Genomic DNA, 26,884 nt, shown 5'->3' on the forward strand with positions numbered 1-26,884 from the left:
GACGACGAGACGCCGACCACGCAGGAGGAACGAGGCACGTGAGAGCCGACCGGTTGGTGGCGACCCTGCTCTTCCTCCAGGAGCGCGGACGCGTCACCGTCCCCGAAGTGGCCGCCGAACTGGAGGTGTCCGAGCGCACCGCGCGCCGGGACCTGGAGGCCCTGGCCGCCTCCGGCATCCCCGTCTACTCGCAGCGCGGCCGCGGCGGCGGCTGGTCCCTCGTCGGCGGGGCCCGTACGAACCTCACCGGGCTGACCGCCGACGAGATCCGGGCGTTGTTCCTCGTCACCGGCCCCCTGTCGGCCACCCCCGAGCTGCGCACCACCCTGCGCAAGCTGGTCCGGGCCCTGCCGCCGCCCCTGCGCGCGCAGGCCGAGGCCGCGACCCGCGCAGGGGTCGTCGACGCCACGGACTGGTCCCGCAACGCCGTCACCGCCGATGCCGCCCACCGCTCCGCGCTCCAGGCAGCGGTCGTTGACGGGATCCGGGTCCGCCTCGGGTACGCGGGCGTCGGCAAACCGGCCGGCGAGCGTACCGTCGACCCCCTCGGGCTCGTGGCCAAGGCCGGGGTGGACTACCTCGTCGCCGGTACGGAGAAGGGCCTGCGCACCTTCCGGCTCAGCCGGGTCACCTCCGTCGAGCCGACCGGCGAACCGGTGGTACGGCCGCCCGACTTCGACCTCGCCACGGCGTGGCGGGCGCTCTCCGGAGCCTTCCAGGACGGCATGCACGCGGTGACCGCCCGGGCCCGCGTCCGCCCCGACACGCTGGCCCTGCTGCAACGCTTCCTGGGCGGCCGCGTGCGCGTCGGCGGTCCGCTGCCCGACGGCTGGACCGAGGTGTGGGTCGACGGCCCGGCCGCCAAGGCCCTGGCGGGGCATCTGGCCGGGCTGGGTGCGCGGGTCGAGGTGCTGGAGCCGCCGGAGGTACGGCAGTGGCTGGCCCGGATCGGCGCCGAACTCACGGGGATGTACGCGGGGGAGTAACCGTCAGTCGCCCGCGGGCGCGGCGGCCCGTTCCAGGGCTTCGAGGACCGTGTCCCGGAACAGCGTGGTCTTGTAGCCGGTCTGCGGCAGGGGCCTGCAACGGGCGAGCACCGTCGCGGCAGCCGCGGCGAGGACCTCGGGCCGGGCGTCCCGGCCGATCAGGGAGGTCTCCACCTCCGGCAGCCGCAGCGGTACGCGCGCCACCCCGCCCGCCGCGACGGCGGCGTGCGTGACCGTGGTGCCGTCGAGCACCAGTCGTACCGAGGCCTCGATCAGGGGCCACTCGGCATGGGCCCGGCTGATGGCCCGGTGGTAGCCGGCGCGTTCGCCGGGCCACGGGGCGGGCAGGCGGACCGCCGTGAGGATCTGCCCCGGGGCGAGCAGGTGGTCGGTGCGGAAGAGGCCGTCGCCGTCCCCGTACAGCGCGGCCACGTCGCGCGGGGATTCGCCGTGGACCTCGGCCTGCGCGTCATAGGTGAGCAGGGCCACCGCCAGGGTGGACGGGTGCGGGGTGACGCAGGGGCCGTCGCCGCACACCACCCCGAAATGGTGGTCGCCCTGGCGCGCGGGGCAGTCGGTCCCGCCCTTCTGGAAGCAGCCGACGTGCGGATTGCGGTAGTACCAGCAGCGGTTGCGCTGGAGGAGGTTGCCCCCCAGCGTTCCGGCGGCGCGGATCTGCGGGGTGGCCGCGGTCCCGGCCGCCGGCGCCAGCGCCGGCCAGCCGGCGCGCACGCGCGGGTCGGCGGCCAGCGCGGCGAGGGTGGTCAGGGCGCCGATCCGCAGCCCGCCCCCGGGCAGCGGCGTGATGCCGTGCATCTCACCGGCACCGCCGAGGTCGGTGAACGGTCCGGGGGAGATGCCGGTGCGCTGCCGGGCGGTGGTGTCGGTCCCGCCGGCGCGCAGCTCCCCGCCACGCGCCAGGACGGCGGCCGAAAGGTCGGCCAGGACGGACTCGTTGCTCATGCGACCGGTCCTTCCAGGATCCGGTCGGGCCGGATGGGCATGTCGTACGGGCGCCGGCCCGTCGCGTCGTGGACCGCGTTGGCCAGGCACGCCGCGGTGGGCAGGGTCGCGATCTCGCCGAGACCGACACCGCCGCCGGGGACGTGGTCGAAGCCCTCCTGGTGGAAGTGGACGGTGATCTCGGGGGTGTCGCCGATACCGGGAATGCGGTAGTCCTCCAGGTTCTCCGTCAGCACCCGGCCGGTGACCGGGTCGGTGCGCCGTTCCTCGTACAGGGCGTAACCGATGCCCTGGACGACGGCGCCCTCGCACTGGCTGCGGGCCAACCGCTCTTCGTGGATACGTCCCGCGGCGATGCCGCTCCACACCCGCAGCGGACGGATCCGGCCGAGGCGCGTGTCCACCTCGACCTCGGCGACCTGCACCGATCCGGTGAAGCCACGGCCGATCGCCACGCCGCCCATGGTGAGGCCGAAGGGGGTCACGAAGCCCCGGCGGTCGCGGGGGCGGCGGCCGGTCACCCGTAGACCGTGCGCCGTGTCCAGGCGGGCGGTGACGTCACCGCCGCCGAGCGCCTCGCGCAGTCGCCGGGCGGCGTCCGCGGCGGCCGGCACGAGGGAAGGCGTCGTACGGCTGCCGCCGGAGGTCGGGCCGTGGACGGTGTCGCTGTGGCCGACCTCCGCGCGTACCCGGGCCTCCGGAACGCCGAGGCCCTCGGCGACGGCCCGGTGCAGCACGGTCCGCGATCCCGTGCCCATGTCCTGCACCGCGCAACGGGCGACGACGACCCCGTCCTCGACGGTGAGTTCGACCTCGGTGACGGGATCGACGAAGTAGAGCCAGTTGGCCGCCGCGACGCCGACCCCCCTGCGGAAGCGTCCGGTGCCGCCGCGGGTTCCCGACCAGACGGGCAGGGCGGCGGCCCAGTCGTACAGGGCGTGCCGTCTGGGGTTGCCGTCCCAGCGCCGGCGCAGGGCGATCGGGTCCTGCCCGAGCCGGTGGGCCATCTCGTCGACGGCCTGTTCCAGGGCCCAGCACATCGTGGGTCCGCCCGGGCCGCGGAACGGGGCGCCCGGGGGCCGGTGGGTGACCGTGTCGAAGTCGCGCAGCCGGCGCGGGGCCTTGCCGTACACGAACCGGGCCAGGGCGGCGACGGTGCCGCCGACCGCGATCCCGCCGTCGGTGTCGACGTCCATGGCCAGCGCGCTCAGCCCGCCGTCGGCGTCCGCGGCCATCGCCAGCCGGATCCGGGTGCCGGGCCGGTACCCGCCGTCGACCAGCTCCTCGTCCCTGTCCAGCACCACCCGGACGGGCGCGTCGTGCAGCCGGGCCAACTCGGCGGCGGCGACGACGTCGGACGTCAGACCCATCTTGCAGCCGAAGCCACCACCCACGTGGACGGCCTTCGCCACCACCCGGTCGGCGGGCACGCCGAACCGCTCGGCGGCGAGCGCGGCCACCTGCTTCACCGACTGCGTGGAGACCTCCAGATGGAGGGTCCCGTCCACCCACCGGGCCAGGCAGGCGTGCGGTTCCAGCGGGGTGTGCGTCTGCGCGGCGGTCGTGAACACGGCCTCCACCAGCCGCTCGGGGCTGCGGGTGCGGGCCTCCAGGATGCGGCGTACGGCCGTGGCGGGACGCCTGCTCATGGCGGACGGGCCCCGCAGGTTGCCCCGCCAGCGCGGGGGCACCAGCTGGGGGGTCTCACCCGATCCCGGAGCCCGATCGCGCGCCGCCTTGTCCTCGTAGACGAGCGGTCCCCCGCCCGCCCGGGCCTGCCGGGCGTCCAGGGCCGCGGGCAGCACCTCGTAGTCCACCCGGACCCGCGCGGCCGCCGCCAGCGCGCCGGCCCGGTCCGGCGCGGCGACCGCGGCCACCGGCTGCCCGACGTAGCGCACGACACCGTCGGGAGGCAGCAGCGACACCAGCGGCACGTCTCCGGCCTCCAGGGAGCGCACGTGCGCGTGCGCGTGCGGGGAACGGATGATCATCCCGTGCAGCAGTCCCCCGGGGCGCTGGTCCGTGGTGTAGCGGGCCGACCCGTCGACCTTCTCCGGGGCCTCGACGCGCGGGACCGCGGGCTCCGGCCCGGCGGCCGGCGCCGTGTCGTAGTCGCCCGCGCAGGCGGCGGCCACCGCGCCGATGATCGCCTCGTACGCGCCGCACCGGCACAGGTGGCCCGCCAGCGCCTCGGAGATCCGCTCCCGCCCCGGGCGGAGGCGTCCGTGCGCCGCCCGCCACCGTTCGAAGAACGCCGCCGCCTCGACGACGAACCCCGGGGTGCAGTAGCCGCACTGGAGGGCGTCCCCGCCGGCGAAGGCACGGGCCACCGGGTGGCCGGACAGGCCCTCCACCGTCGTCACCCGCCGACCGGCCAGCAGGACGGCCGGCGTCACGCAGGACACCCGGGGATCACCGTCGACCTGGATCGTGCACGCCCCGCACACCCCGCCCCCGCAGACCAGCTTGGTACCGGTCATCCCGAGCTGGTCGCGCACCACCTCCACGGCGGCCGGGTCGTCGTCCACGTCCACCACGCGCCGGGCGCCATTGACCTCGAACTCCACGAGACGTACTCCTCAGCCGTGAGGGGGCGACCGTCGGCTTTCACGCTCACCGTCACGCTCCTTGATATCCCGCTTACGGGCCCGGCGCAGTTCGGAGCGCGAGCGGGGGGTGCGGGGATCTCGACCAGCGGCTCACCGGCTCACTTGGGCTCAGTGCCGTGGGCCCCACTGCCCATGTTCTTTCCCTACAGGAAAACAGGTGGTACTTTCCTAATGGGAAAGCACTCACCGAACACACGATCACGGATGCCGCACATGACTGCCTACGATGCCCAGACCGCCCTCAACGCCATCCACCACCGTCGGCAGCAGACGTTCGACGAGTACCTGCGTCACGCCTACTCCCGCCCCTACCTGATCATTTCGGTGCTGGGCCTGTTCGCCGTGTGCTCGTCATTCGACCTGCCGGGCCCCTGGAGCACCGCCGCGGTCCTGACGGGCAACGCCCTGACCCTGGGCGGGGGGTTCGTGCACCGGCGCCGGGCTCCCGTCCGCCGCAAGATCTCGGGCCCGGAGACCTTGTTCTACGCGGCCTTCGGCGTCCTGCTCCTCGTGTTCTTCTGGGCGGTGGCGATCGCCGCGTACTTCACCGGCCTGCCGGCACGGCACACGTTCGCCGCCGCTGTCACCGCGCTGACGGCCGTGGCCGCCTCGTACGCGCTCCGCCCGGCCGTCGAGAACCTGATCCGCAGGAACGGCCAGGGCTGATGGACCCCGACTTCGACGAGTTCCTGCACGTTCCGGCACGGCTCTCGATCGTCGCGCTGCTGGCCCCGGCCGACTGGGTGGAGTTCGGCTTCGTCCGGGACACCGTGGGCACCAGCGACTCGGCCCTGTCCAAGCAGATCACCGCGCTCACGGACACCGGGTACGTCGAGGTCCGCAAGACACGCAGCCGCACGGGCCGGCACACCCACCTCCGCCTCACCCCCCACGGGCGGCAGGCGTTCCAGCGGCACGCCTCGGCGCTGGAGCGGATCGTGGCGGCGGCGAGGGCCACTTGAGCGGTCCGTGCCCAGGGCTCCTGAGGGGGGATCCCAGCTCACCTCGACGCCGGTGTCGGGCAGGGCTCGTCACCGCCCTTCCCCGCGCCGCGGGTTGCGTCAGAAGTGGTGGACGCCGAGGTCGCGCACCGTGTCGGCCAGGGCGCGGATGAGGTCGTTCTCGGCTTCGGTCCGCCAGACCAGGGCGAAGGTCAGGGTCCCCATCTCGGGAACGGGCAGCCACCGGATGTGGGACATGCCCCAGTACCTGGTGACATGGCCCGGGAAGGTGTGGATGATCTCTCCCATGCCGACGTGGCTGATCAGCTCATCGGCGTTGTCCGAGGCCGCGGCCTCGATGCGCTCGATCGTCCGGCCTCGCGGGGTGTAGAAGGGGAGGTAGCTGTCCTCCCAGTAGGCCGGCAGGCCGAGGGCGGTGCCGTGCGGGAATTCGGCGAGCAGCTCCAGCGGCACGGAGTCCCGTGACGCGAGCCGGTGGTCGGCGGCCACGGCGAGGATCCGGGAGTCGGTGCACAGGCTCGGGCCGACGGTGAAGTCCGGCTCTTCCACCGGCAGCCAGACGACCACGACGTCCATGGCGCCGCTGCGGAGCTGTCCGAACACATCGGTGTAGGTCGCCTGGCGGACCTGAAGTCCCCACTGCGGGTGGCGCGCTCGGAACGCCTTCCAGTAGGGGTGCAGATCGCCCATGTTGAAGGGCATGAGGCTGACGCGGAGCTGTGCCGTGATGCCGCGGGCCGCCAGCCGGGCACGCTCCAACGATTCGTGCAGGCCCGCGTAGACCGGCTGCAGGTCGTCGCGGAGCTGCCGGCCGACCTCGGTCAGGAACACCGTGCGGCTGGTGCGGGTGAACAGGTCGGCGCCGATGCGCCGCTCCTGCTTCTTGACGGCCTGGCTGACGCGCGCCTGCGAGACGTGCAGCCGCCGTGCCGTCCGGCCGAAGTGCAGCTCCTCCGCCAGCACCAGGAATATCTCGATGTCCCGCAGCTCCACCGGCTCCCCAGCCTCCCTCAGCCGATAACCCAGTGGTTAACGAACCGCGCGGAAGTTTACCTTGATCACGATTGCGGCCCCCGCGAAGGTTGAGGGCATGCAGACTGCCGCCCCACCACTGCGGATCTCGAGTCGGCCGCAACGACCTGGAGCCGACACCGGCCATGAGCGATGACATCGACCTCACCGCGACGTACGCGATGCACGACGCGCTGCGCCGGGAGCTGGCCCATCTGGACCGGATGACCACCAGCGCGGACCGTGACCCCCGGCAGTTGCCGGCCACTGCCGGATGGGCACTGCTCAAGAAGGCTCTCCGCGCCCACCACACGGCGGAGGACGAGGTGCTGTGGCCGGCGTTGCGCCGGCAGCTGGCCGGCCGCCCGAAGGACCTGGTTCTCCTGGAGGCGATCGAGGCCGAGCACGCCGCCATCGAGCCGCTGGTCGCGGCCATCGACGCGGCGCTCGCCGAGCCCGAGGCCGACCGGCTGCGGTTGGGCGTTCTGGCCGACGCGCTGGTCACCGGCCTGGCCGGGCACCTCAAGCACGAAGAGGACGAGGCCCTGCCGCTGATCCGGCGGGTGTTGACGGCCGAGCAGGGGAGCCACTTCGGCCGGGTCCAGCTCCAGTTGCTCGGCCCGGACGTGCCGCTCTTGCTGCCGTGGCTCCTGGACGGCGCCGACGAGCCGACGGTGGAGAAGCTGCTCGCTCCCCTGCCGGCATCCGCTCGCGCCGCCCATGCCGCCGAGTGGGCCCCGGCGTACGACGCTCTGGACCGCTGGAGTCCTGGCACTGCTCCGACCCACTGACACACCCGCCGCCGCGCCCCGAAGCCGTGCGTACGGCACGCGCACGCGACGTCCGCGACCATGACGTACGTTCCCCCGGAAGAACCTGGAGTAGTCATCCCCTTGTCCAAGCACATCCACCTCACCCCGCTCCACGACATCTCGGCCGACGACGCCGCCGCCTGGCACCAGGTCGTCGCCGCTTCCATGGCCCACGACCTGCCGGACGTACCGCCGCCCAGCCCCGGGCAGATCCACGCCCAGCTCACCCATCCCACCCGGAACAGCCACCGCCTGACCTGGCTGGCCACCGGGCCGGACGCCGGCCCGGCCGGAGTCGCGGGCCTGCGGCTCTTCACCTCCCCGGGGCGGGACCACCTGGCCGAACTGGAACTCCACGTCGATCCCGCGCACCGGCGCACGGGCACCGGCTCCCTCCTGCTGTCGGCGGTCGTGGCGGCCTGCCGCGCCGAGAACCGGCGCAGCCTGATCGTCGAAGCGGCGGCCGGCAGCCCGGGGCAGGCCTTCTGCGAACAGCGGGAGTTCCGCCAGGTGCTGGCCCTCGACCATCTCCTGCTGCGCCTGGAGGAGTTGGACGAGGACGTCGTACGCCACACCGCCGAGGCCGAGCACCCCGGCTACCGGCTGACGGGCTGGACCGGCACGGTGCCCGACGACCTCGCCGCCGCCTTCGCCGCCGCCAAGAACGCCATGAACGACATGCCCGTCGGGGACATGGACTACGGCGCCGAGGACTGGGACGCCGACCGTGTACGGACCATGGCCCAGGTGGTCGCCGACCGCGGCGACACCCTGCTGACCCTCGCCGCCGTCCACGACGACGGCGCCATGGCCGGATACACCGAGATCCTCCTGCCGCAGGGCGTGCCGCCCCGGGCACAGCAGTACGACACCGCCGTCGTGCCCGCGCACCGCGGCCACGGCCTCGGGCTGTGGCTCAAGGCCGCCATGGTGCGCCGGCTGCGGGCCGAGTACCCCGGCGTCGTCGAGATCGAAACCGACAACGCCGAGGACAACGTCCACATGCTGGCCGTCAACCACCGGCTCGGGTTCCGCTCCTACCGGCGCACCCGCGAGTTCCAGCTCGACGTGCCCTCAGCCTGATCCCCGCACCCGTACTCCCGGCGACGTCCGGCCCCGAGCCGGAGCCGCCCCGCACCATCGCCGGCCAAGGCCGGAACGCACAGGAACGAGAAGGACGACATGCGCGTGCTGATCATGGCCTACGGGTCACGCGGTGACATCATGCCGCCGACGGCCCTCGCGGCACAGCTGCGGAAGCTCGGCGCGGAAGTACGGGTGTGCGCACCCCCGGACGAGGAGTTCGCCCGGCTGCTGGCCGGTGTCGGTGTGGAGCACGTGCCGTTCGGCCGCGCGGTGCGCCCGCTGGTGACCGGCGCGCCGCCGTCGCCCGGCTTCGCCACCGGGTTCGCGGCCGAGCTGGTCGCAGGGCACTTCGACACGGTCGCCAAGGCGGCCGAGGGATGCGACGTGCTGGTGGCGACCGGACTGATGCCGGCCGGCGCCCGGTCGGTGGCCGAGAAGCTGGGCATCCGCTACGTGTACGCCTGCTTCCACCCGTTCGAGATGCCGTCGACGAACTACCTCCCGTCACCCCGGCCGGGCCCGGGGATCCCCGCCGACGGGATCGACCCGACCGACAACCGGGCCCTGTGGGACCTGGACGTCCAGAAGGTCAACGCCCTGTACCTCGCGCCGCTCAACGCCCACCGGGCGGAGATCGGGCTGCCGCCGCTGGACAACGTCCGCGACCACGTCTTCGGCGACCGGCCGTGGCTGGCGGCGGACCCGGTCCTGGGGCCGTGGCAGGAGCTGACCGACCTCGACCTCGTCCAGACCGGCGCGTGGATCCTGCCCGACGAGCGCCCGCTCCCGGCCGACCTGGAGGAGTTCCTGGACGCCGGGACGCCGCCGGTGTACGTGGGCTTCGGCAGCATGCCCATGCGCACCGCGACGGACGTCGCCAAGGTCACGGTCGAGGCGGTCCGCGCGCAGGGCCGGCGCGTCCTCGTCTCGCAGGGCTGGGCCGGCCTCGGCCTGGTCGACGACGCGGACGACTGCTTCGCCGTCGGCGACGTCAACCACCAGGCGCTGTTCCCCCGGGTGGCCGCGGTCATCCACCACGGCGGCGCGGGCACCACGACGACGGCCGCCCGCGCCGGCGCACCGCAGGTCGTGGTACCGCAGTTCGTGGACCAGCCGCACTGGGCCGCGCAGGTCGCCGAACTGGGCATCGGCGCGGCCCACGACGGCCCGGTCCCGACGTTCGAGTCCCTGTCGGCCGCACTCAGGACCGCCCTGACCCCGGAGACCGCAGCACGGGCGAAGGCCGTCGCCGACACCGTCGCCACCGACGGGACGTCAGTGGCCGCGAAGCTGCTGCTCGACACGGCGCGGACCGAGCCGGTGAGCCTGTGAACCGCGAACAGATCTCCGGCATCGCGCACGCCGGCCACCCGATAAAGTCCCCGCTCGACGACGACTCGGTCAGCCGGCTGCTCGGACACGGCCTCCCCCGGGGAGACGAGCGCGTGCTCGACCTCGGCTGCGGCACGGCGGAATGGCTGCTGCGCGCCCTGGCTACGCGCCCGCACCTGCACGCCGAGGGCGTCGACGTCTCCGAAGTCGCCCTGGCGCAGGCCCGCCGGGCCGCGAGCGAACGAGGGGTCGGCGAGCGCCTGGTCCTCCACCGGAAGGAAGCCGCGGACTTCCTCTCCGCGCAGCCGTTCGACCTGGTGATCAGCGTCGGCGCCACGCACGCCTTCGGCGGCCTCCTCCCCACCCTCGCGGCGGCCCGCACGCACCTGGCCCCCGGCGGCCGCGTCCTGATCGGCGAGTCGTTCTGGGACCGCGCCCCTTCGCCGACGGCCGTCGAGCTGTTCGGGGACCTCGACGACCTGGCGACCACGGTGGACCGCGTCGTCGCCGACGGATGGACCCCTGTCCACGGCCATGTCAGCACCCGAGGTGAGCTGGACGCCTACGAGTGGGCCTGCTGGGGCTCGCTGGCGGCATGGGCCATCGACCATCCGGCCGATCCGGCCGCCGCCCAGGTCCTGGAGGCGGCCGACGCCCAGCGGTCGCAGTGGCTGCACGGGTACCGGGACAGCTTCGGCTTCCTCTGCCTCGTCCTGCGCCAGACCCCCATGAAAACCGGAAAGGAAATACCTGAAAAATGAGCACACAGATGCAACCGACGTTCGTCCTGGTCCACGGAGCCTTCGCCAACTCCTTTTCCTTCGCGCCGCTCCAGGCGGAACTCGGCCTCCTCGGACACCGCTCGGTCGCCGTCGACCTGCCCGGCCACGGCTTCCAGGCCACCTTCACCCCCGCCTACCAGGCACCGCAGGACCCCGCCGGGCTCGCCACCGCGCCCGGTGTGATCAAGGGCGTCACGCTCGCCGACAACACCGCGCACCTGATCGGGATCCTGGAACGGGCCAAGCGGAACGGCCCCGTGATCCTCGTCGCCCACAGCCGCGGCGGTATCACGGTCACGGCCGCCGCCAACGCCCGCCCGGACCTGATCGACCGCCTCGTCTACGTCTCGGCCTGGGCCCCGGTCCACCTCGACGTGGGTGCCTACTACGCCGAGCCGGAGATGGCCACGGTCGACCCCGCCGCCTTCGCCTCGGCACTGGCCGGAAACCCCGGCGAACTCGGCCTGCTCCGCGTCAACTTCCGCACCGCGGACCCGGACGCGCTCGCGGCGCTCAAGGCGGCCTTCCTCGCCGACGGCACCGAAGAGCAGTTCCTCACCTTCCTGAACACCTTCCAGCCCGACGAGAACCTCGACGCCGGCGGCCCCGCCGACCGGGCACAGGCCGCGACCTGGGGCCGCATCCCCAAGACGTACATCCGCCTGGCCGACGACACGAGCCTGCCCCTCGCCCTCCAGGACCGGCTGATCCGCGAGGGCGACGAGCTGACGCCGGACAACCCGTACGACGTCCGCACCCTGGAGGGCAGCCACCTGAAGTGGCTGGTCGCCCCGGCACCGGCGGCCCGCGTCCTGGGCGAACTCGCCACCGTCCCGGACCTGTCCGCTCCGGCGTGAGCGAGCCTCGAACGTGATCGTCGTCGATGTGAGCACCCCGGCCTCGCTGGAGACGCCTCGCCGCGCCCGCGGCAGACGCGGGACCTGCCGGACGGGGCCGGCCTGCGGCCCTCCGCCCGAACGGGCTGGTGCCGGGCCGCGCCCTCGATCAGAATTCCCTGGCCGGAGAAGGAAGAACGACGAGGGGGAGCCGCATGGCTGTCATCGACATACACAACGACTCCGAGGGCTGGCTGACGATGTGGCTGGAGCCGCTGGGGGAGGACCGGTGGCTGAAGCCGGGTGAGACCTTCCGGGTCCGCTCCGACTACAGCGGCGATGATGTGGCCTACTCGGTCGTGTACTGGGTGGATGACAAGGACCGTTCGGTTCAGAACGTCAATGTCTGGGTCGAGAACGGGGACTGCTTCGCCAAGGTCACGGATGGGGCGGGCAACGCTGTGGAATGCGGCCACCAACGGCCGGAGGAGGTCGACAGACGGTGGCGGACGTGACGCGACCCAGCGCGCCGCGCCCGGCAGGACGGCCGTGCGGGCCCCGCGGCGGCTCGGACACGGGTACTCAGGCACCCGCGTGGACGTAGGCCGCCCAGACGTGCGGCCGGTCGGGAATCCGCTCCCGCAGCTCCCGTACGGTGTGGTGCAGGGCCAGCGCGGGGGAGTCGGCGCCCTCCGCCACCGCGCGGCGGTAGAAGCCCCGGGTGACCTGGTCCGCGTGCGTGCTGTCGATCTCCCAGAGCGTGCCGACCGCGGTGGGGAAGCCGGCGAGCAGGAAGGCGCTGGTGATGTGGATGGCCTCGTCGGCGAGCCGCTCGGAGGCGCGTGCGGTGCTGCATGCCGTGAGGAAGGCGAGGCGCGCCGCACGCGGCCGTGCACGGCAGATGTCGAGGACGGACAGCGGTTCGCCGTTCGGCAGGTGGAGCAGGGCACCGGACGGCTCCGCGGGGTCGGTCGCCGCGTGGCAGCCGAAGTGGGCCCAGGGCGTGGTGCCGAGCGCGGCCAGTACGGTCTCGCGCGTCGCGGCGGCGCCGACCAGCGGCTCGGACGCGCCGAGCAGCCCCGCCGCGTAGCGGGCCGCCGCAGCGACCCCGGGCAGATCGTCTTCCGGGGAGGCGACCAGCAGGGCGCCGCCGACGCCGGTGGTGTCGCGCTGCGCGGCCCGGGCACGGGCGTACGCGAGGGTCTGGAACCCGGGCGCGTACGAGGAGACCACGGTGTCCAGCGCGGCGCCGCAGCCGTCGTCCTCGCAGTCGGGTTGCGTGCACTGCGCCGCGTGCAGCGGCAGAGCGTTGAAGGGGCCCGTGGGTACCCACCAGACGCGCGGCAACGAGGCCCCGTCGGCCCCGGGCGCACCGGCCCCCGCGAGGTCGAGTACGGGGCGCACGATCTTGTGCCAGGTCCAGGAGAACGTCCGCCGGACCGCTGCCCCGGCGGCGACGAGCTCCGCCGGGGTACGCCTGGACGGGCCCTGCGCGTTGATCGCGTCGACGGCCTCGCGCAGCTGCCGGGCCGCTTCGGCGACCTCGTCCGCCCCGGCTTCCAGGTGCCGTGCGGTGATCGACCGGGCTGTCACGACGAGCGCGTGGCATGCGTCCGCCGCGTGGTTGAGCACGATGATCGGGCCGTCGGCCGCGAGGGCGCGCAGTTGCCCGGCGGTCGGCGGGCGCAGGAAGCCTTCGAAACCCGGCTCGGTGCGGATGCGTACGACCAGTTCGTCCAGGGCGCGTGACGCCCGGAGCCCGGCGAGCCGGGCCCGCTCGGCGTCGCCGGGCGGGCCCGCGGTGGGTGCGGCCGGGTCGGCTGCTCCGGCGGTGAGCAGGTCGGTCAGCCGCTCGAACTCGCGTGCCAGACCCGGGTGCGCGGAGCGGAGTTCGCCGAGGTCGGCGCGGGCCTCGATCCGCCGGGACAGCAGGATGCCGCGGCCGCGCTCCAGCAGTTCGGCGGCGCGCTCGACGTCGGGCCCGGCCACCGTGCGCAGGGCGGGGCCGATGTCGGGCAGTGCCTCCGGTGGGCGCTGCTCCGCCGCCGCGGCGAGGAGCTCTCGCAGGGCCTTCACCCGGCCCTTCAGCAGGGCTGGTCCGTCGCGGAGCTCGATCGCCATGAGGATCAACTGCACGACCCTGCGTATCGATCCTTCGAACGATGCCAGCCCGAACTCGGCCGACTGCTGGTCGCTGCCCCGGTCGGTGATGCCGGGCATGGTCTCGACGGCCGCCTCCAGATGGGACAGGGCCAGGTCGATCCGCGGCCGCGGCCGCCTCAGCGCGCCGGCCGCGGACCCGATCTCCGAACTCGCCCGGATCCACGCCGGGAGCCCGGGGTCGGGAGGCGCGGTGGCGTCACCGATTCCCGCCAGGCGGTCCTGGATCTCCTTCATCAGGCTGTCGAACAAGCGCCCAGGCTTCACCGGCTCCGGACTCGTCGCTGCGGGCGCGGGCGCGGATGCGGGCGCGGATGCCTGCTCCGACGTGACCGGAGGCAGGCGCCGCCCCTTGACGACGACGTCGACCAGGGCGACGAGGGTGCGTATCTGCTCGGTCAATCCGGCGGGTGCGTCGGCCCCGAACCCGTCGAGCACACGACCGGCCTCGTCCAAGAGCAGCCCCGCCCCCTCCGGGTCGGCGGCGCGGATCTGCAGGGCGCGCAGGGCCAGTACCCGCATGAGCGTCATCCCGGTGAAGACCCGCATTCCGTGGCCGGGCGGACACGCCGCGAACCGCAGGCGGCACCCTTCGACCTGCTCCTCGGTGATTCCGGTCCTCGGACCGCCGCCCGGCCCCACGGTGGCCAGCAGATCCTCGTAGGCGTCGCCCATCACGTCGAGGTCCGGCAGCTGCGCCCCCGCCTCGGACGCGGCCGCCGCCCGGGCGAGCTCCTTGAACTCCTGCGCGATCTCACGGGCCTGGCCGATCCGGGCCGGCTCGTGGCCCGAGAGGAAGATCTGCAGCGCGTTGTGCAAGCGGGTGTCGGCCGAGACGACCGCCCGGAGGACGTCCCCCGGCTCCTCTTCGGCTGCCGACGAGGCCAGCAGGACCGCCCCCTCGCGAGCCGCTTCCGGGTCGAGGGTCAGGGAAGCCTGGGCCGTGAGCGCACGGGCGAGGATCTCGTCCATCCCCGGGGGGAGCTCGGACGTGTGCGAGCGGGCGTCCCGCAGCAGCCCGACGACCTCGTCGAGGGAGGCGGGGTCTCCGGACGAGCTGATACGGGCGTAGATCGCGGTCCCGAGCACCGCGGACAGTTGTGCCCGGAAGGTGGGGTCCTCGTCCTGGGCGCTGTCCGCCAGCAGTTCCCGGATCAGCGCGATGTCCGAGTCGAGGTCCTCGGGGTCGTCGAGGCGGACATCGGCCGCCCGGGTCAGGCGCGAGACCAGCAAGGCCGTCTCCGGATCCGTCGCGCCGTCCGGTCCGCCGCCGACGACCGTCACCGCGGCGACCGGCAGCGCCATCTCGTACCTGCCCTTGAGCAGCAGGCCGAGCACCGGAAGGCCGGCCGGGGCCGTCTGCGCCACCTCCTCGGTCAGGGCGCGGGCCTCCGCTTCGAGCCGGGCCGCCCTGGAGGGCTCCGTTTCCCGCAACTCGCTGCCCCGGGCTCCCGCCAGGGCTGCCAGCAGGGCGACGTGGCCGTAGCGGTCCGGGCCGTCGGAGGGCGTTCCTGCCAGGGCGACGCGGTACCGGGCGATCTGCTGGTCGGACACGGCGCCGGCGCCGGTGGCGATCGAAGCCACGACGGCGAGCGTCTCCAGCTGGATGTCCGATGGCGCGCCGCGGCGCACGGCCCTCTCGCGCAGCCGGTCGACGACCTCGGCGATCACCCGTCCGGCGTTCTGCGGATCGTCGCCGTCCGCCAGCTCCCGCAGTTGCCCGTACAGGGCGAGGACCTCGGCGTCGGCGTCGCCGGGGGCGCCCGCCCCGCCGACGGAGGCGAGCAGCTCGGCCGCCTCGCGCGCCGCCTCGCCGTCGCCGCGCTCCCGGCCCAGGGCTTCGAGTGCCCGCCCCAGGGAGGTGATGGCCGCGACGTGCGCCGGATGGCCGGCCGGTGTGGCCGCGAGGGCCGCGCGCAGGCGGCGTACCGCGCAGGCGATGCGCCCCGCGTCGTGCTCCCGTATCCCGGCGTCGGCGAGGGCCGCTCCGAGGCGCAGGTCCCGCTCACCCGGCCACGCGGTGGGCTCGGCGTCCAGTTCGCGCAGGAAGCGCAGCCCCTCCGCCGCTTCCGGGGTGAGCGCCCCGGCCGGTGCCGCCGCCACCAGCGCCTCGACCTCGGCGAGCGGGGGCTCACCGAGCAGCTGGGCCGCCTCCAGGACGACCCCGAAGGCGAGTCCGGCCGCCTCGGCCCCCACCGCGCCGGCGGGGCCGGGCGCGACGGAGGGCAGCCTCAGGCACACCTCCCGGCCGTGCCGTGCCGCTGTGAGGAGCGCCTCGGGATCCGCCGTCAGCCGGAACCGCAGCGCTTCGATATCGAGAGCCTGGAAGAGCAACTCGACGTAGCCCTCGTGGTCCTGGGGGAGCAGCTCGCGAGCCGTGCCGGACCAGGCGAGCGCTCGGTCCAGGGCGGCCCGCCGGTCGGCCTCGGCCACGTCGGGTGCCTTGAGCAGCTCGCTGTGGGCCGCGCTCGCCAGAAACGAGAAGCGTGCGTCGTGGACCGGGTCTGCGGGGTCGAAGGACTCCCGCAGGGGCTCGGGCAGCCGGACGTGTTCGGGGACGCGCGGCTCCAGGAAGCCGAAGGTGGCGCCCACGACCAGCATGTTCCACTGCGCGTCGGGGTCCTCGGCGCCCTCGTGGCGAAACCAGAAGGTCCAGAAGACGGCAGCGACCGAGTCGAGGTCGACGGCCTCAGCCGGCGACGGAGTGCACAGGCGCAGCAGAGCGACGGCGTCGTCCGTTGCGTCCGGCGCCCGCAGCAGCGCGGGATCACGGGCGTTCTGGGCTGCCAGCAGACGTGCGACGACTCGTTCCCGGAGCGCGTTCATCACGTACTACAGTAGTTTGATTTTCCGTCAGTGCACAATGATCACAGGGGAGTTGGGGAGACGCAGGTGGGCGATGGGGCGAAGGCGCGCAGGGTGTACGAGCAAGCCGTCGAATACCTTTGCCGCAACACGGACGCGCTGCGCGAGCTGATCGGCCCGGAGCTCTGGGAGGCGCCGTTCTCGGCCGTCCGGGACGGCGATCCCGCCGCCGACGACTGGCGCGCCGCCGTCCGCGCACTGCACGAGGCCGCCGAGGCGGCCGGGATACCCGGCGGGCTCGGGTTGTCGGCCACGATGGGCGTGGGCGTCTGGCCGTCCGGGCCGACGCCGCGGTCGGTGGGGTGGGTCTGCCCCACGGGCCGCTGCGCCCGGGTGGACCTGCGCGAGGCCCCGACGCCGCAGACGCCGCCGCAGCAGACGCAGGCGCAGGCGCAGGACCGGACCCCGCCGCAGACGCCGACGTGCGTGCTGGCCGGGCAGCCGATGCGCCTGGTGGGTGACTGAGGCCGGTGGGACTGCTCGTAGAACTGCAGAAGCGCATACCCGACCGCTGGTTCCTGCGGCGCCTCCTGCCCGCCGGGCTGTTCGTTGCCCTCGCCCTCGTGGGCTGCGGTCAGCTCGGCCACCGCGACTGGAACGACCTCGGGCTCGCCCGGGAGCGGATCGCCGATCTGCTGCGGTCGGGCCGGGGTACGACGGCCGACGGCGCCGCAGTGCTCGTCCTCGTCGCCGTGGCGGCGCTTGCAGCCGCCTTCGCGGTGCCCTTCGCGGCGGGCGCGATCGGAGCGCTGGCATCCGGTTCCTGGCCCTGGTGGCTGGCGCCGCTGGGGCGACGGCTGACCGCGTGGCGGGTACGGCGCTGGGCGCCCCCCGGGGACATCGCGCGGGAGGCCGTCCGGGCACGTGCCGCCGGACGGGGCTTGCGCGCCGACCGGCTGGACGCGCGCCGGGTCCGCGGTGCGCCGGCCAGACCCTGCTGTCCCACCTGGTCCGGCGACCGGTTCCGGGCTGCCGAGGCGGAGATCAGGACACGGACGGGACGGGAGGTGGGCGACGCGTGGACCGGACTGCTGCTCACCGTGCCCGACACCTGCCGCACCGAGCTGAGCGAGGCCCGGGAGGGCTACGACACGGCGTGCGAGGGCCTCGCCTGGAGCATCGCGGTCACGTTCCTCGGCGCCTGGTGGTGGCCCGCGGCCCTGCTGGGAGTCATCCTCTGGCTGGCCTTCCGGCAAAGCCTGCGGCGCGCGGTGGAGGGCCTGTGCCGGACCACCGAGGCGGTGTTCGCCCTCCAGCACGGCGAGGGGACCTTGCCCCCTGAGCCGTGAGGGGTCCGGTTCGGCACAGCCGGTGTCCATGGGGCGGCGGCCGGGGGCGCGCATACCGGGAACGGGCCTGCCGCGTGGATGCGTTCGGGGAGCGGTCACGGTGACCGTTCCCCGAACGGAAGTCATGCTGTCGGTGAGCCTGTTGTGGCAGGTCTTCCCCGTTCACGGTGGCGAACGGGGCCCGGAGGGCTCTCCTCCGGGGATGCGCCGCCTCGACCGTGGTCTGAGGGGCAGGTACTCAGCGGATGACGACGTTGTGGGCCGGGCTGATCTCGGGTTGGAGGTCGCCGTACCCGAGGTCGGCGAGGATCGGGCCGAGCACCTTGCCGAACTCCTCGAAGGCCTCGGCGGACTCCCAGACGTCGGTGACCCGCCAGCCGCCGTCGGCCGGGCCCGAGCTGTGCGAGAGGAGGCCGGGGACGGGCAGGTCCGAGACGTCGGTGAAGCCCTTCCCGTCGGTGAGGCGTTCGATGCAGCTGTCGTAGAGCTCCGGCCCGACGCCGGGGACGAAGAAGGTGACGATGATGGCCATGGTCGTGCTCCTGTCGGCAAGGTGCCTCGGGGCTGGGGCGCGCGGGTTGCGCGCCCCGTGCCTCGACGCTCTTCCTGACTTCCCACTCCGTGGTCAGGGCACTCCCGGGACCGCCATTCGGGGCACGGGGCTGGAGGGGCTCGTGCTGGTCGACACCCAGGCGGTACCAGACCGGCTCCGACGGGCTCCACTGGGCTGTCGGGCAGGTCAGTTCCTCCGGCAACTGCACGATCCGTGTCGTGCCCGTGCCCACCGGTCCCCTCGGCAGAAGCCCTCAGGCGGTCCATCAGCGACTTTCGGCGTTCGGGCTCGGAGGCGAGGTCTTCAGCGAGGACTTCCCCATGGTGGCCTTCACCGTGCCGGCGGGCACGGACTTCGCCGGGATCAAGGCTCTTTTGGCGAGGTTCTGCTTGAGCAGGCGGATCTGTTCCGGGCCGAAGCGGCGGAGGAACGACAGTGCGTGGGCACGCGGTCCAGGGCGACGCCGGGGATCGGTTGACTGCACCGACTGGGTGACCGGGTCAGGGTCCGGCACATCCGAATCGTGCTGCAGAACCACAGGTCGTCCAGTCGTGACGCTACTCGGGCGATCCTGAGGGCTGTCCGTACGACGGGTACGGAGGCTCGTTTCGCCGTGGTCGTGGTCGTGGTCGTGGTCGTGGTCGTGGTCGAACGTCGAGCGGGGTCACTTGTAGTAGGTGTCGAACGAGGCGATCCAGAGCGCCGACAACGGCAGGACGGACAGCTGGACGACCGTGGTGGTCCAGCATCGCGTGAGGACCGCGGCGGAGGCGCTCCACCAGGCCGTCGTGCGCAGCAGATCCACCGCGCCCGCCTGGTAGCCCTGTCCGCCGGGATCCATCATGCCGGGGTATCCCATCCACTCCTCGGTGAAGATGCCGTCCGCGCCGAGCACTATGACCCCCGACAGCAGCCACAGGTCGGCCAGCAATGCCGTCATGGCGAGTGCCCTGTCGAAGCGCAGGTACGCGGGGGCGGGGAGCAGCAGGCGAACGAGGGGATGCCCGCCGTCCCGTGCCCACCGCTGCCTTCGGTTTCGCCACAGCACTGAGGCGGCGTACCCGAGCCCGGCGAGAGCCGTGGCCCAGCCGACCAGGAAGAGCAGCCCGAAGAACAAGATCACGAAACCCATACCCCACCAGATGCCACCGCCCGCGGAGCGGTTCCATCCGCCATGACCGGTGCTCCGGCCACGTCCGCGACGATCAACCCCAACGCGCGGGAGTGGCGGGGAGTCCTGGACGGATGTGTCCGGGGCCGAGGGCCCCGGCCGGTCCGCCCTCATGGCCGGAGTCGGGACACGCGCGGCCGATCGAACCCGGCCGCCTGACGCCGTTCCGAACCCACCGCTTGTGGGGCTGACCTGGGCGGTGGCCAGTGCTCCGCTCAGGAAGACGAGGTCGCACGCCATCATGGTCAGCGCGAAGCTGGTGAGTCCCATCAGCACGCCGATGGCCAGGTGGACACGGACGGCCTCGACGCCCTGAATCAACCACCCGGGCCCAACACCGTGCTGCCGGCAGCCGCCCGGCCGACGGGCTGAGGGACGGTGTAGAAAGGGACCTCGCACGACCGGCGACGACCGCCCGGTCGGACCCACACTTCCCAGGGGGGAACCACCATGCGCACGCACGCGCTCCGAAGAACCTTCGTGTCCCTGCTCGTCGTCTCCGCCTCGGCGGCGGCCATGGTCCCGGCCGCGGCCGCCCCCGCCGCGGCTGCCCCGGCCCAGTGCCGCGGACCGCAGAGCGGCGTCCTCGCGACGCTCAACCCGGGCCAGCGCCTGGACCCCGGGGCCCGCCTCGTGGACAAGGTGAGCACGACCGAACTGGTCATGCAGCCCGACGGCAACCTGGTGCTCTACGCACTCGGCACCCCGGGCGGTTACAAGTTGCCGCTGTGGGCCAGCAACACGCACGGGAACCCCGGCGCGTACGCCACCATGCAGGCGGACGGCAACTTCGTCGTCTACAAGAAGGACGGCGGCCACGGCAAGGGCGGCGCCCTCTGGCACTCGAACACGTACGGCAGCGGCCCGGGCACGGGCAGCGTCAGGGCCTCCCTCCTCGGGGGCGAGTTCCTCGTCGAGGGCCGTAGCGCCAACCCCCGGTGGTCCACCCGCAGCACGGAGCGGCAGGGCTGGTTCTGCTCCGAGTTCGCGACGGCCGCCGAAGGCTGGTGGACGGGCAACTGGGCCCAGTCCGCGACCGTGTGGCTGGTCCTCCAGCAGGACAACAACCTCGTCATCTACCGCAAGCGGGACGGCAAGGCCATCTGGAGCAGCGCCACGTACGGCGGCAGCCGCCGGGTGACCCTGCAGATGGCTCCCAAGGACCGCGGGGACCTGACGCTCGTCGAGGAAGGCCGCACCACGGCCCGCTGGCGGACGGGCACGGCGAACAACCCCGGTGCCTACGCCCTGCTCCAGGACGACGGCAACTTCGTCGTCTACAAGAAGGACGGCGGCCCCACCAAGGGCGGCGCCCTCTGGCACACCGGCACCTACAACAAGGTCTGACCGGTCCGCGGGACGCATCACCCAGGGGCGGGCCGGCACGAGCCGCCCGCCCCTGAGGGGCGTGCCGTAGCGCGGTCGACCGCCCAACCGCCCGACCGCCCGACCGCGCCGTGATCGAGGTGGCCGGCGTTGACGGGCCGTGGCACCCTGTTCGTCCCAATTGGCCATGCGGCTCGCGGCCCTGCTCGGCGACTTCTGGGTCGCGGTGATCGGCTCGGGGCTGCTGCCCATGACCAGTACGTTGGGGATCGGCAAGGTCTGACCCGCTCGTGGGCTCACCTTTCCGAGGGCGGACAGGCGGTCCCGCTCGGCAGGCCGGGTCCGGATTTCACCGACGGCCCCGGTGACTGCCGAGCGGTCCACGCCAACTGCCAGGGCGGCACGTAGTACTGGACGGCGTGGCGGAGGTGCACGAGCGGAGCCAGGAGCCGGTCGACGAAGCGTGCGCGCCCAGGCTCCACAACCGGGTCGGGGGTGGGCCCGGGCCGACCCGGGCGTGACCGGTGAGGACGATGGTGTGCTCGGTGGTCCCGGGGGCGTGCGCGGCGGCCTCCGACGCGCTCTCTCGGACGCGATCGGCCCCCGGTCACGCGGTCCGTCCTCCCGTCGTCATGCCACCCCCTTGCCGATGCGGCAGAGAATCAAAAGTCCCCCCGGGGGGGCGAGGGCGCATACAACACGCACACCGTCTAACGGGCGCACACCGTACCGGTGCGGCGCCGGCGGAACGCGGTTCGGTAGGCGCCCGGGCGGTGGCCGGTGTGGCGGGCGAAGAGCGCGGCGAAGGTGCCGGGGTCCTGGTATCCGACGGCCGCCGCGACCGCGGCGACGGTGCGGTCGGTGGATTCCAGCAGATGGCGGGCCCGGCGGACCCGGGCGGCCTGGAGATGGACCAGCGGGCTGTGCCCGGTCTCCTCGGCGAAGCGGCGCAGCAGCGTGCGGGTGCTTACCTGGAAGGCGTCCGCGAGGGCGGCGAGGTCGTAGCGCTCGTCGAGGTTCTGGTCGAGCCGCCGCATGACCTGCTGCGAGAACTCCCGGCCGGGCTGCGGCAGGAGCCGGGGATCGACGTACGGGGTCTGGGAGGTCCGCGCGTCGTCGAGGAGCGCGACACGGGCGGTGGTCCGGGCCACGCGGGCGCCGTGGTGCCGGCGGATCAGGTCCAGCGCGAAGTCGTACATCGCGCTGAAGGCGGCCGTGGTCGTCACGCCCGTGTCGGTGACGACCAGGTGCTGGGGCTGCACTTCCGCTGCGGGACAGCGCCGGGCCAGTTCCCCGGCGTGCAGCCAGGAGGTGGTGGCCCGGCGCCCGTCGAGGAGGCCCGCCTCGGCGAGCAGGAACGCGCCGACGCACAGGGAGACGACCGCGGTGCCGGCGGCGGCCTGCGCCCGGATCACCGCGGTCTCCGGGGCGAGCCGGCCGAGCAGGGCGTCGAGATCCGTGCCCGCAGGCAGCTCGAAGCCGGGGACCACGAGGACGTCGACCTCGCGCAGGGGCCGTACGTCCAGGCTCGCGCCGCCCGAGGCCGTGACCCGGCGGCGGGGCGAGACGACCGACACCCGGTAGCCGGGTGCGTCCGGTCCGGCGACGTGCCCGGCCATCGTCAACAGGTCCGGCACGCCGAACACTTCGGACGCGAAGCAGCCCGGGTACGCCAGGACCCCGACCCGCAGATCCCCCGGCCCGTCGCCGCCCGCCGCCGGCTGCCCGTCTTCCGCCCTCACCCGTACCCCCTGCTGCCCCGCGCCCGGTCCCGCCTCCTCCCAGGGTATGGCGAGATCACCTCCGATCCCGGCGATCCCGCCCCTCACCCGGCAGCGGGTTCCGCGTCAGGCTGGCCCCATGACCGAAGACGATCCCCTCACCGACTTCATCCGCCGGACCGTGTCCGTGGAGGGGGTGGAGAAGACGGTGTACGTGGCCGGGGCCGGTCCTGCGGTCGTGGTGCTGCCCGAGATGCCGGGCATCAGCCCCGACGTCCTGCGGCTCGCGCGCTGGGTGCGGGACGCCGGCTTCACCGTCCACGTGCCCTCCCTCTTCGGGACGGACGGCGCCTTCCCCACGGTCGAGGGCGGCCGGGAGGTCGTCCGCCGCGCATGCGTCAGCGCGGAGTTCCGCGCCTTCGCCGGGGGTGGCACCAGCCCGGTGACGCTGTGGCTGCGCGGCCTGGCACGGCAGGCCCACTCGGAGTGCGGCGGGCCGGGGGTGGGGGCGATCGGCCTGTGCTTCACGGGGAACTTCGCCCTCACCATGGCCCTGGAGCCCGCCGTGATCGCCCCGGTGGTCAACCACCCGTCGCTGCCGCTGGACGACCCCGGCGGAATCGAACTCGACCCGGCGGACGCCCGAGCGGTGCGCGACCGCCTCGACCGCGACGGACTCACCGTCCTCGCCTACCGCTTCGAGGGCGACCGCTGGTGCACGGGTCAGCGCTTCGCCGCCTACCGAGCCCTGCTGGGCGAAGCCTTCGACGGCCGCGTCCTCCCGGACACCGCCGCCAACCCGACGCCGCCGCCCTTCTTCGCCGACCTGGTCGGCACGCCGCACAGCGTCGTCACCGCCCACCTCGTCGACGAGGCGGGCCACCCCACGGTCCAAGCGCGCGACGCGATCCTCACCTTCCTCACCGACCGCCTGCATCACATGACCAGGTGCCGGACAACGGCGCAAGAGCAGCAGACGCCACCCTCCGCACGGCCGGAGCCCACCACCTCCGGGCCCACGGCAACGGGCCCGGATTCCACCCCCACCAGCCCGAGCACGGCAACGTCGACGCCTACCCCTGGTACCGCGCCCTCGACAGACTCCGCACCAACAGAGAAACCAAAGACTTCAACCGCTGGCTAGTCCTGTCCGCCCGCTCCCATAACCAACTAAGCGAAAACAGCTGCCTGGGCCGATAAACTCCCAGCTCAGAAAGTGTCGACCCCGCGCCTGCGGGGATGGTCCGCTGTCAATGGCCGCTGGGCCTTCTACGCCAGTCCCAAAGGCGACGGCCTCATCGTCCCCGACGAGACCGCCACACGTGGCAATACCTCCAGCTGTCCTTTGCCGAGGATCCGACGTGCACGGTGTGGGTCTACCTCTACGGGGACTTCGGAGATACAGAGGACCCCAGCATGTGCCCTACAGAGGACCCGGACGCGGGGTGTCCTCCTGACGGCTGCATGAAGCGGAGCGAGGCCGGCGCCCGCTCCTGACACCTATCGACACCGGGGCACTCGCGCTCCTGCCGGGCCACGACCGCACCAACAGACAGGCCGGCCCGAACCCCTCATGCACCGGGGCCAGACAGGGATACCGCACGATTCGAATGACGCTCCCCGCCAGCTGAACGGGCGCCGTGGCCGGCCACGCGGCGTGAGGCGTACGCGAACGACCAGAACAGCCCGGACACGCTGATCGCGGTCTCCGCGGCCTCGAACAGGTCCAAGGCCGACAAGGACCCGGCCGAGTGGCTGCCCTCCGACGGCTCCTACCACTGCACCTACGCCGCGACCTGGGTCGGCACGAAGCTGCGCCGGGACCTGGCCGCCGACGACGCCGAGGTACAGGCGCTCCTGGGTCTCGCCGAAGACTGCCCCACCACCGTCGCCTACGAGCAGGTGCCGTAGACCTGCACAGCGCCGCTATCCCGAGCCGCCGCTGCACCGCCGCACCCTGGGCCGTCGGTGGCCAGCCTCGTGCGTCGGGCCGCGTCGCGTAGCTCACCCCGTCTTCCCCAGCACATTCGCTACCCCGGCACCACCCCGTACTGCCGGCCTGGGAGGAGCGGGTATTCCGATGAATCTTCTTGCCTCAAGCTGGGGGCACTTGTCAGGTGATGGATCCCGGGGTGTCTCCGCGATCCTCCCAGGCTGGGCGGAACGGCCCGTGGATCTCAGGTGAGAGCGAGGAGCACTTCGTCGATCTCGCCGCCGCGTGCTTGGCCGAAGCCCCTGCCATGCCCGGTGATCACAAAGCCACACTTTTCCAGTACGCGGATCGAGCCTGCGTTATCGGCTGCTGCGTGGGCGTGCAACGGCCGGGTTCCGACGAGATCGACCAGCTCCGTGAGCGCCGCTGTGGCGATGCCGCGGCCCCAGTGATTTCGGCCGATCCAGTAGGTGACCTCGCGTTCGTTCGGCGGCCCGTACACCGCAGCATGGCCGACCACCTCATCGTCGGCGAGCACAGTGCGCATCAGGACATCGGGGTTGGAACGGATGCTGGCCCAGTAGCTGTCGAAGAGCGCCCTGTCGTAGTGGTACCCCCTGGTGACCGCGGCCACGTGCTGCGCCTCGGGATCAGAGAGGTGCTCCCAGAAGGTGGGCAGATCACTATCGAGTACTTCGCGGAGGGAGATCATTTCGGTGGTGGCTCCTGCGGCTGGTCGAGGACGTGGTACTTCGTCGAGTGCGGCGTCCGATAGCTGATCAAATTCAGTGAGTGTACTCCTGGCCTGGGAGGATGGAACGTGTCGAAGGCTCTGTCCGCAGCAGGAAGCAGGCGCGCTCCAGGTGAAGAAGAGTTGCGGGTGCTATCCGTCTGTCCGTGTCGAGGGCAACGGCCGCGGGGTGGTCACGCAGGCCGGGGCGGCGCTGCTGGTCGAGACGGTCCGCACGTCCGGGCTGGGAATAGGCGACAGGCCGCCTCCTAGACGACATCGCTTTGGTCCGCCCCTCCCGGCACCGGCTCACCAAGCATCCCAGGAGTTGCGTTCGCGGAACGGCTACCGCGATCGTTCCGCGAACGCCGATCCTCACCCGCCCGTTCTTGGCATCGATGAAGACCCGCGGGTATGGGGAATCACAAACAGGCATTGAAGCGTGCTGGGTTCCGGGCCGCTACTGGGCCCGCCTTCGGGGCGTCGTGCGGGGTATGGGACGGATGAAGCCGGGGCGTACGCGCCGGGCGAGGCTGGGGTGCGGGCGCTGCGGTGCGCGGGCGCCGAGGGATTGGATGTCGGCGGAGGCTGTGGACTGGAGCGGCCGTTACGAGGGCGGCCGCCTGGTGCTCATCGTGTGTCCGCCGTGCCACCCCGCGGTGGAGACCGCCGAGGCGGAACTCAGTGCGGCCGCGGTGACGGTCGGGAAGGAGGCCGGTGGGCGGTTCGCCGCCGACCCCGTCGTCTGCCTGACCGGTACACGGGCCGACCCCGGCATGGTGCTGTACGGGCGCGACCACCTCCACCGCGTCCTGCTCGGCGGGCCGGTCGACGGCCTCGGCGTCGCGGAGCAGCTGCCGGTGGGCACGCGCTGCGTGCCCGCCGTCGGCGGCGTGATGATCTACCCGCCCAAGGCCTGCGCGTAGTCCGCAGGCGGCCCTCGGGAGGCGGGGGCACGCTCCCGCCTGTGCTGCCGTCGGACGGGAGGCGGCGACGCTCGCGGGGCCGCCGGAGCAACAGCCCGCGGAAGCGCGCCGGGCGGCCGCCGACCTGCTCCCAAGCCCGGCCGTGGCCGGGGCGGATCCCTGCTCGGTGTCAGGTGCGATGAGCCGCTTCCATGCCAGTGGGTGGTGTCAGTGACGTTGCGTCAGATACTGCCGTTTGTGCTGGTGGAGGCGGTATTCGGATTCGGCTCACTGACATGGGACGGTGCTTTGGGGTGGGGGTGCTGGCATGGGGCGGTAGATGCCCACGTCGTGCACTGACACGAAACCGGCAGATCGCACCCGGCGGCCACTGCTATCCCGTTCCCGGCCGGCCGCCGCCAGGGGTTCATCGAGACGACGCGCGCTGACGAAGACGGCTATGTCGTCTGCCACAGCACCTTCGGAGATGAGGTCCCGCCCGGTACCCGGCAGGCGATGTGCCGGGGCTTCGTCAACGCCTTCGGCTTTCCCCCGATCGTCCAGGAGGCCGTCGCCGCGGGCATCGCCCGCCTCGTGGAGGTCCCCGACCCAAGGGCCGCGACGAAGGACCTGCCAGAGGAGGAGCAGGCCTGATGCAGGAGCTGGCGTGAGAGCGGGGCGCTGGAGTGCTCGGACTGCGGGACCCCGTTCCTGAGAAGGCTGTGAGAACCCGACCGCCCGCCCAGCCCGCCCCCTGCGCCGTCAGGTGCGCGGTTCCAGGGTGCCCAGGCCCAGGACCCGGAGCGTGTGCTCGGCCATCCGGAGGTGGCCGACGGCGTTGGGGTGGGCCGG

General features: G+C 73.0%; 24 protein-coding genes and 2 pseudogenes. 17 read left to right on the top strand and 9 right to left on the bottom strand.

Annotation, left to right across the window (positions count from 1 at the left end):
* Nucleotides 1-38: 38 nt before the first annotated feature.
* On the top strand, nucleotides 39-986 hold the full coding sequence (locus ACZ518_RS29075; RefSeq protein WP_469115976.1) for a helix-turn-helix transcriptional regulator: 948 nt from the start codon (nucleotides 39-41) through the stop codon (nucleotides 984-986).
* 3 nt (nucleotides 987-989) lie between these two features.
* On the opposite strand, the gene ACZ518_RS29080 is transcribed toward ACZ518_RS29075, so the two are convergent.
* Both ACZ518_RS29080 and ACZ518_RS29085 read right to left on the bottom strand, forming a co-directional pair.
* Complete coding sequence (locus tag ACZ518_RS29080) at nucleotides 990-1,949, bottom strand: FAD binding domain-containing protein (RefSeq protein ID WP_469115977.1); 960 nt, start codon at nucleotides 1,947-1,949, stop codon at nucleotides 990-992.
* The gene (locus tag ACZ518_RS29085; protein ID WP_469115978.1) at nucleotides 1,946-4,516 is read right to left on the bottom strand and encodes a molybdopterin-dependent oxidoreductase; all 2,571 of its coding nucleotides are present in this window, start codon (nucleotides 4,514-4,516) and stop codon (nucleotides 1,946-1,948) included. The genes ACZ518_RS29080 and ACZ518_RS29085 overlap by 4 nt, the downstream gene beginning before the upstream one ends.
* 255 nt (nucleotides 4,517-4,771) lie before the next feature.
* On the opposite strand from ACZ518_RS29085, the gene ACZ518_RS29090 reads away from it, so the two are divergent.
* A complete protein-coding gene (locus ACZ518_RS29090; protein ID WP_469115979.1) occupies nucleotides 4,772-5,224 on the top strand; it encodes a hypothetical protein in 453 nt (150 codons plus the stop codon).
* Nucleotides 5,224-5,520, top strand: coding sequence for a transcriptional regulator (locus tag ACZ518_RS29095; protein ID WP_469115980.1), 297 nt, complete (start codon nucleotides 5,224-5,226; stop codon nucleotides 5,518-5,520). The genes ACZ518_RS29090 and ACZ518_RS29095 overlap by 1 nt, the downstream gene beginning before the upstream one ends.
* Before the next feature lie 99 nt (nucleotides 5,521-5,619).
* Here ACZ518_RS29095 and ACZ518_RS29100 read toward each other — a convergent pair whose 3' ends face one another.
* Nucleotides 5,620-6,513: a LysR family transcriptional regulator gene (locus ACZ518_RS29100; RefSeq protein WP_469115981.1), complete on the bottom strand. Its 894-nt coding sequence runs from the start codon at nucleotides 6,511-6,513 to the stop codon at nucleotides 5,620-5,622.
* Between the two features lie 164 nt (nucleotides 6,514-6,677).
* On the opposite strand from ACZ518_RS29100, the gene ACZ518_RS29105 reads away from it, so the two are divergent.
* The 6 genes from ACZ518_RS29105 to ACZ518_RS29130 all read left to right on the top strand — a co-directional run bounded on the left by ACZ518_RS29105 (nucleotide 6,678) and on the right by ACZ518_RS29130 (nucleotide 11,894).
* Complete coding sequence (locus ACZ518_RS29105; RefSeq protein ID WP_469115982.1) at nucleotides 6,678-7,322, top strand: hemerythrin domain-containing protein; 645 nt, start codon at nucleotides 6,678-6,680, stop codon at nucleotides 7,320-7,322.
* Between the two features lie 102 nt (nucleotides 7,323-7,424).
* Complete coding sequence (locus tag ACZ518_RS29110) at nucleotides 7,425-8,426, top strand: GNAT family N-acetyltransferase (RefSeq protein WP_469115983.1); 1,002 nt, start codon at nucleotides 7,425-7,427, stop codon at nucleotides 8,424-8,426.
* 99 nt (nucleotides 8,427-8,525) lie between these two features.
* Nucleotides 8,526-9,761 (top strand): glycosyltransferase, encoded by a 1,236-nt coding sequence (locus tag ACZ518_RS29115; protein ID WP_469115984.1) that lies wholly within the window; start codon nucleotides 8,526-8,528, stop codon nucleotides 9,759-9,761.
* Complete coding sequence (locus ACZ518_RS29120; RefSeq protein ID WP_469115985.1) at nucleotides 9,758-10,522, top strand: SAM-dependent methyltransferase; 765 nt, start codon at nucleotides 9,758-9,760, stop codon at nucleotides 10,520-10,522. The genes ACZ518_RS29115 and ACZ518_RS29120 overlap by 4 nt, the downstream gene beginning before the upstream one ends.
* A complete protein-coding gene (locus ACZ518_RS29125; RefSeq protein WP_469115986.1) occupies nucleotides 10,519-11,400 on the top strand; it encodes an alpha/beta fold hydrolase in 882 nt (293 codons plus the stop codon). The genes ACZ518_RS29120 and ACZ518_RS29125 overlap by 4 nt, the downstream gene beginning before the upstream one ends.
* Nucleotides 11,401-11,594: 194 nt before the next feature.
* Nucleotides 11,595-11,894 (top strand): hypothetical protein, encoded by a 300-nt coding sequence (locus ACZ518_RS29130; protein WP_469115987.1) that lies wholly within the window; start codon nucleotides 11,595-11,597, stop codon nucleotides 11,892-11,894.
* A 67-nt stretch (nucleotides 11,895-11,961) separates the two neighbouring features.
* Here the strand turns inward: ACZ518_RS29130 and ACZ518_RS29135 are convergent, their stop codons facing one another.
* Complete coding sequence (locus ACZ518_RS29135; protein WP_469115988.1) at nucleotides 11,962-16,365, bottom strand: CHAT domain-containing protein; 4,404 nt, start codon at nucleotides 16,363-16,365, stop codon at nucleotides 11,962-11,964.
* A 93-nt stretch (nucleotides 16,366-16,458) separates the two neighbouring features.
* Between ACZ518_RS29135 and ACZ518_RS29140 the strand changes: the two genes are divergently transcribed.
* Both ACZ518_RS29140 and ACZ518_RS29145 read left to right on the top strand, forming a co-directional pair.
* Nucleotides 16,459-16,869, top strand: coding sequence for a hypothetical protein (locus ACZ518_RS29140; RefSeq protein ID WP_469115989.1), 411 nt, complete (start codon nucleotides 16,459-16,461; stop codon nucleotides 16,867-16,869).
* A 5-nt stretch (nucleotides 16,870-16,874) separates the two neighbouring features.
* Entirely contained in the window at nucleotides 16,875-17,693 is an 819-nt protein-coding gene (locus ACZ518_RS29145) for a hypothetical protein (RefSeq protein WP_469115990.1), read from the top strand.
* A 238-nt stretch (nucleotides 17,694-17,931) separates the two neighbouring features.
* Here the strand turns inward: ACZ518_RS29145 and ACZ518_RS29150 are convergent, their stop codons facing one another.
* On the bottom strand, nucleotides 17,932-18,225 hold the full coding sequence (locus ACZ518_RS29150) for a hypothetical protein (protein ID WP_469115991.1): 294 nt from the start codon (nucleotides 18,223-18,225) through the stop codon (nucleotides 17,932-17,934).
* A gap of 161 nt (nucleotides 18,226-18,386) precedes the next feature.
* Between ACZ518_RS29150 and ACZ518_RS29155 the strand changes: the two are divergent.
* Nucleotides 18,387-18,629, top strand: a pseudogene (locus tag ACZ518_RS29155) (DUF4265 domain-containing protein); the annotation flags it as partial.
* Here ACZ518_RS29155 and ACZ518_RS29160 read toward each other — a convergent pair.
* Together ACZ518_RS29160 and ACZ518_RS29165 are read right to left on the bottom strand one after the other, a co-directional pair.
* Complete coding sequence (locus tag ACZ518_RS29160) at nucleotides 18,512-18,784, bottom strand: hypothetical protein (protein WP_469116011.1); 273 nt, start codon at nucleotides 18,782-18,784, stop codon at nucleotides 18,512-18,514. The pseudogene ACZ518_RS29155 and the gene ACZ518_RS29160 overlap by 118 nt on opposite strands.
* A 126-nt stretch (nucleotides 18,785-18,910) precedes the next feature.
* A complete protein-coding gene (locus ACZ518_RS29165; RefSeq protein ID WP_469115992.1) occupies nucleotides 18,911-19,378 on the bottom strand; it encodes a hypothetical protein in 468 nt (155 codons plus the stop codon).
* Nucleotides 19,379-19,867: 489 nt separating this feature from the next.
* Between ACZ518_RS29165 and ACZ518_RS29170 the strand changes: the two genes are divergently transcribed.
* Both ACZ518_RS29170 and ACZ518_RS29175 read left to right on the top strand, forming a co-directional pair.
* On the top strand, nucleotides 19,868-20,764 hold the full coding sequence (locus tag ACZ518_RS29170; RefSeq protein ID WP_469115993.1) for a hypothetical protein: 897 nt from the start codon (nucleotides 19,868-19,870) through the stop codon (nucleotides 20,762-20,764).
* A 169-nt stretch (nucleotides 20,765-20,933) separates the two neighbouring features.
* Nucleotides 20,934-21,026: pseudogene (locus tag ACZ518_RS29175) on the top strand (SCO6745 family protein); the annotation flags it as partial.
* 427 nt (nucleotides 21,027-21,453) lie between these two features.
* On the opposite strand, the gene ACZ518_RS29180 reads toward ACZ518_RS29175, so the two are convergent.
* Nucleotides 21,454-22,485, bottom strand: a complete 1,032-nt coding sequence (locus tag ACZ518_RS29180) for a GlxA family transcriptional regulator (protein ID WP_469115994.1) — start codon at nucleotides 22,483-22,485, stop codon at nucleotides 21,454-21,456.
* Nucleotides 22,486-22,603: 118 nt separating this feature from the next.
* Between ACZ518_RS29180 and ACZ518_RS29185 the strand changes: the two genes are divergently transcribed.
* Nucleotides 22,604-23,608 carry a dienelactone hydrolase family protein gene (locus tag ACZ518_RS29185; RefSeq protein WP_469115995.1) on the top strand — a complete coding sequence of 335 codons (1,005 nt, stop codon included), beginning with the start codon at nucleotides 22,604-22,606 and terminating at the stop codon, nucleotides 23,606-23,608.
* A 1,033-nt stretch (nucleotides 23,609-24,641) separates the two neighbouring features.
* On the opposite strand, the gene ACZ518_RS29190 is transcribed toward ACZ518_RS29185, so the two are convergent.
* Complete coding sequence (locus tag ACZ518_RS29190; RefSeq protein WP_469115996.1) at nucleotides 24,642-25,109, bottom strand: GNAT family N-acetyltransferase; 468 nt, start codon at nucleotides 25,107-25,109, stop codon at nucleotides 24,642-24,644.
* A 593-nt stretch (nucleotides 25,110-25,702) separates the two neighbouring features.
* Between ACZ518_RS29190 and ACZ518_RS29195 the strand changes: the two genes are divergently transcribed.
* Both ACZ518_RS29195 and ACZ518_RS29200 read left to right on the top strand, forming a co-directional pair.
* Nucleotides 25,703-26,053, top strand: coding sequence for a hypothetical protein (locus ACZ518_RS29195; RefSeq protein ID WP_469115997.1), 351 nt, complete (start codon nucleotides 25,703-25,705; stop codon nucleotides 26,051-26,053).
* A gap of 495 nt (nucleotides 26,054-26,548) precedes the next feature.
* Nucleotides 26,549-26,686 carry a hypothetical protein gene (locus ACZ518_RS29200; RefSeq protein WP_469115998.1) on the top strand — a complete coding sequence of 46 codons (138 nt, stop codon included), beginning with the start codon at nucleotides 26,549-26,551 and terminating at the stop codon, nucleotides 26,684-26,686.
* Nucleotides 26,687-26,884 lie beyond the last annotated feature (198 nt).

The sequence above is a fragment of the Streptomyces sp. NPDC033966 genome, assembly GCF_055575955.1.

What these genes read in the sequence shown, in the direction of transcription:
- ACZ518_RS29080 (WP_469115977.1), bottom strand. Translation starts at nt 1,949, where the DNA reads ATGAGCAACGAGTCCGTCCTGGCCGACCTTTCGGCCGCCGTCCTGGCG.
- ACZ518_RS29090 (WP_469115979.1), top strand. Translation starts at nt 4,772, where the DNA reads ATGACTGCCTACGATGCCCAGACCGCCCTCAACGCCATCCACCACCGT.
- ACZ518_RS29095 (WP_469115980.1), top strand. Translation starts at nt 5,224, where the DNA reads ATGGACCCCGACTTCGACGAGTTCCTGCACGTTCCGGCACGGCTCTCG.
- ACZ518_RS29105 (WP_469115982.1), top strand. Translation starts at nt 6,678, where the DNA reads ATGAGCGATGACATCGACCTCACCGCGACGTACGCGATGCACGACGCG.
- ACZ518_RS29115 (WP_469115984.1), top strand. Translation starts at nt 8,526, where the DNA reads ATGCGCGTGCTGATCATGGCCTACGGGTCACGCGGTGACATCATGCCG.
- ACZ518_RS29125 (WP_469115986.1), top strand. Translation starts at nt 10,519, where the DNA reads ATGAGCACACAGATGCAACCGACGTTCGTCCTGGTCCACGGAGCCTTC.
- ACZ518_RS29130 (WP_469115987.1), top strand. Translation starts at nt 11,595, where the DNA reads ATGGCTGTCATCGACATACACAACGACTCCGAGGGCTGGCTGACGATG.
- ACZ518_RS29135 (WP_469115988.1), bottom strand. Translation starts at nt 16,365, where the DNA reads ATGAACGCGCTCCGGGAACGAGTCGTCGCACGTCTGCTGGCAGCCCAG.
- ACZ518_RS29150 (WP_469115991.1), bottom strand. Translation starts at nt 18,225, where the DNA reads ATGGCCATCATCGTCACCTTCTTCGTCCCCGGCGTCGGGCCGGAGCTC.
- ACZ518_RS29165 (WP_469115992.1), bottom strand. Translation starts at nt 19,378, where the DNA reads ATGGGTTTCGTGATCTTGTTCTTCGGGCTGCTCTTCCTGGTCGGCTGG.
- ACZ518_RS29170 (WP_469115993.1), top strand. Translation starts at nt 19,868, where the DNA reads ATGCGCACGCACGCGCTCCGAAGAACCTTCGTGTCCCTGCTCGTCGTC.
- ACZ518_RS29185 (WP_469115995.1), top strand. Translation starts at nt 22,604, where the DNA reads ATGACCGAAGACGATCCCCTCACCGACTTCATCCGCCGGACCGTGTCC.
- ACZ518_RS29190 (WP_469115996.1), bottom strand. Translation starts at nt 25,109, where the DNA reads ATGATCTCCCTCCGCGAAGTACTCGATAGTGATCTGCCCACCTTCTGG.
- ACZ518_RS29195 (WP_469115997.1), top strand. Translation starts at nt 25,703, where the DNA reads ATGTCGGCGGAGGCTGTGGACTGGAGCGGCCGTTACGAGGGCGGCCGC.
- ACZ518_RS29200 (WP_469115998.1), top strand. Translation starts at nt 26,549, where the DNA reads ATGTGCCGGGGCTTCGTCAACGCCTTCGGCTTTCCCCCGATCGTCCAG.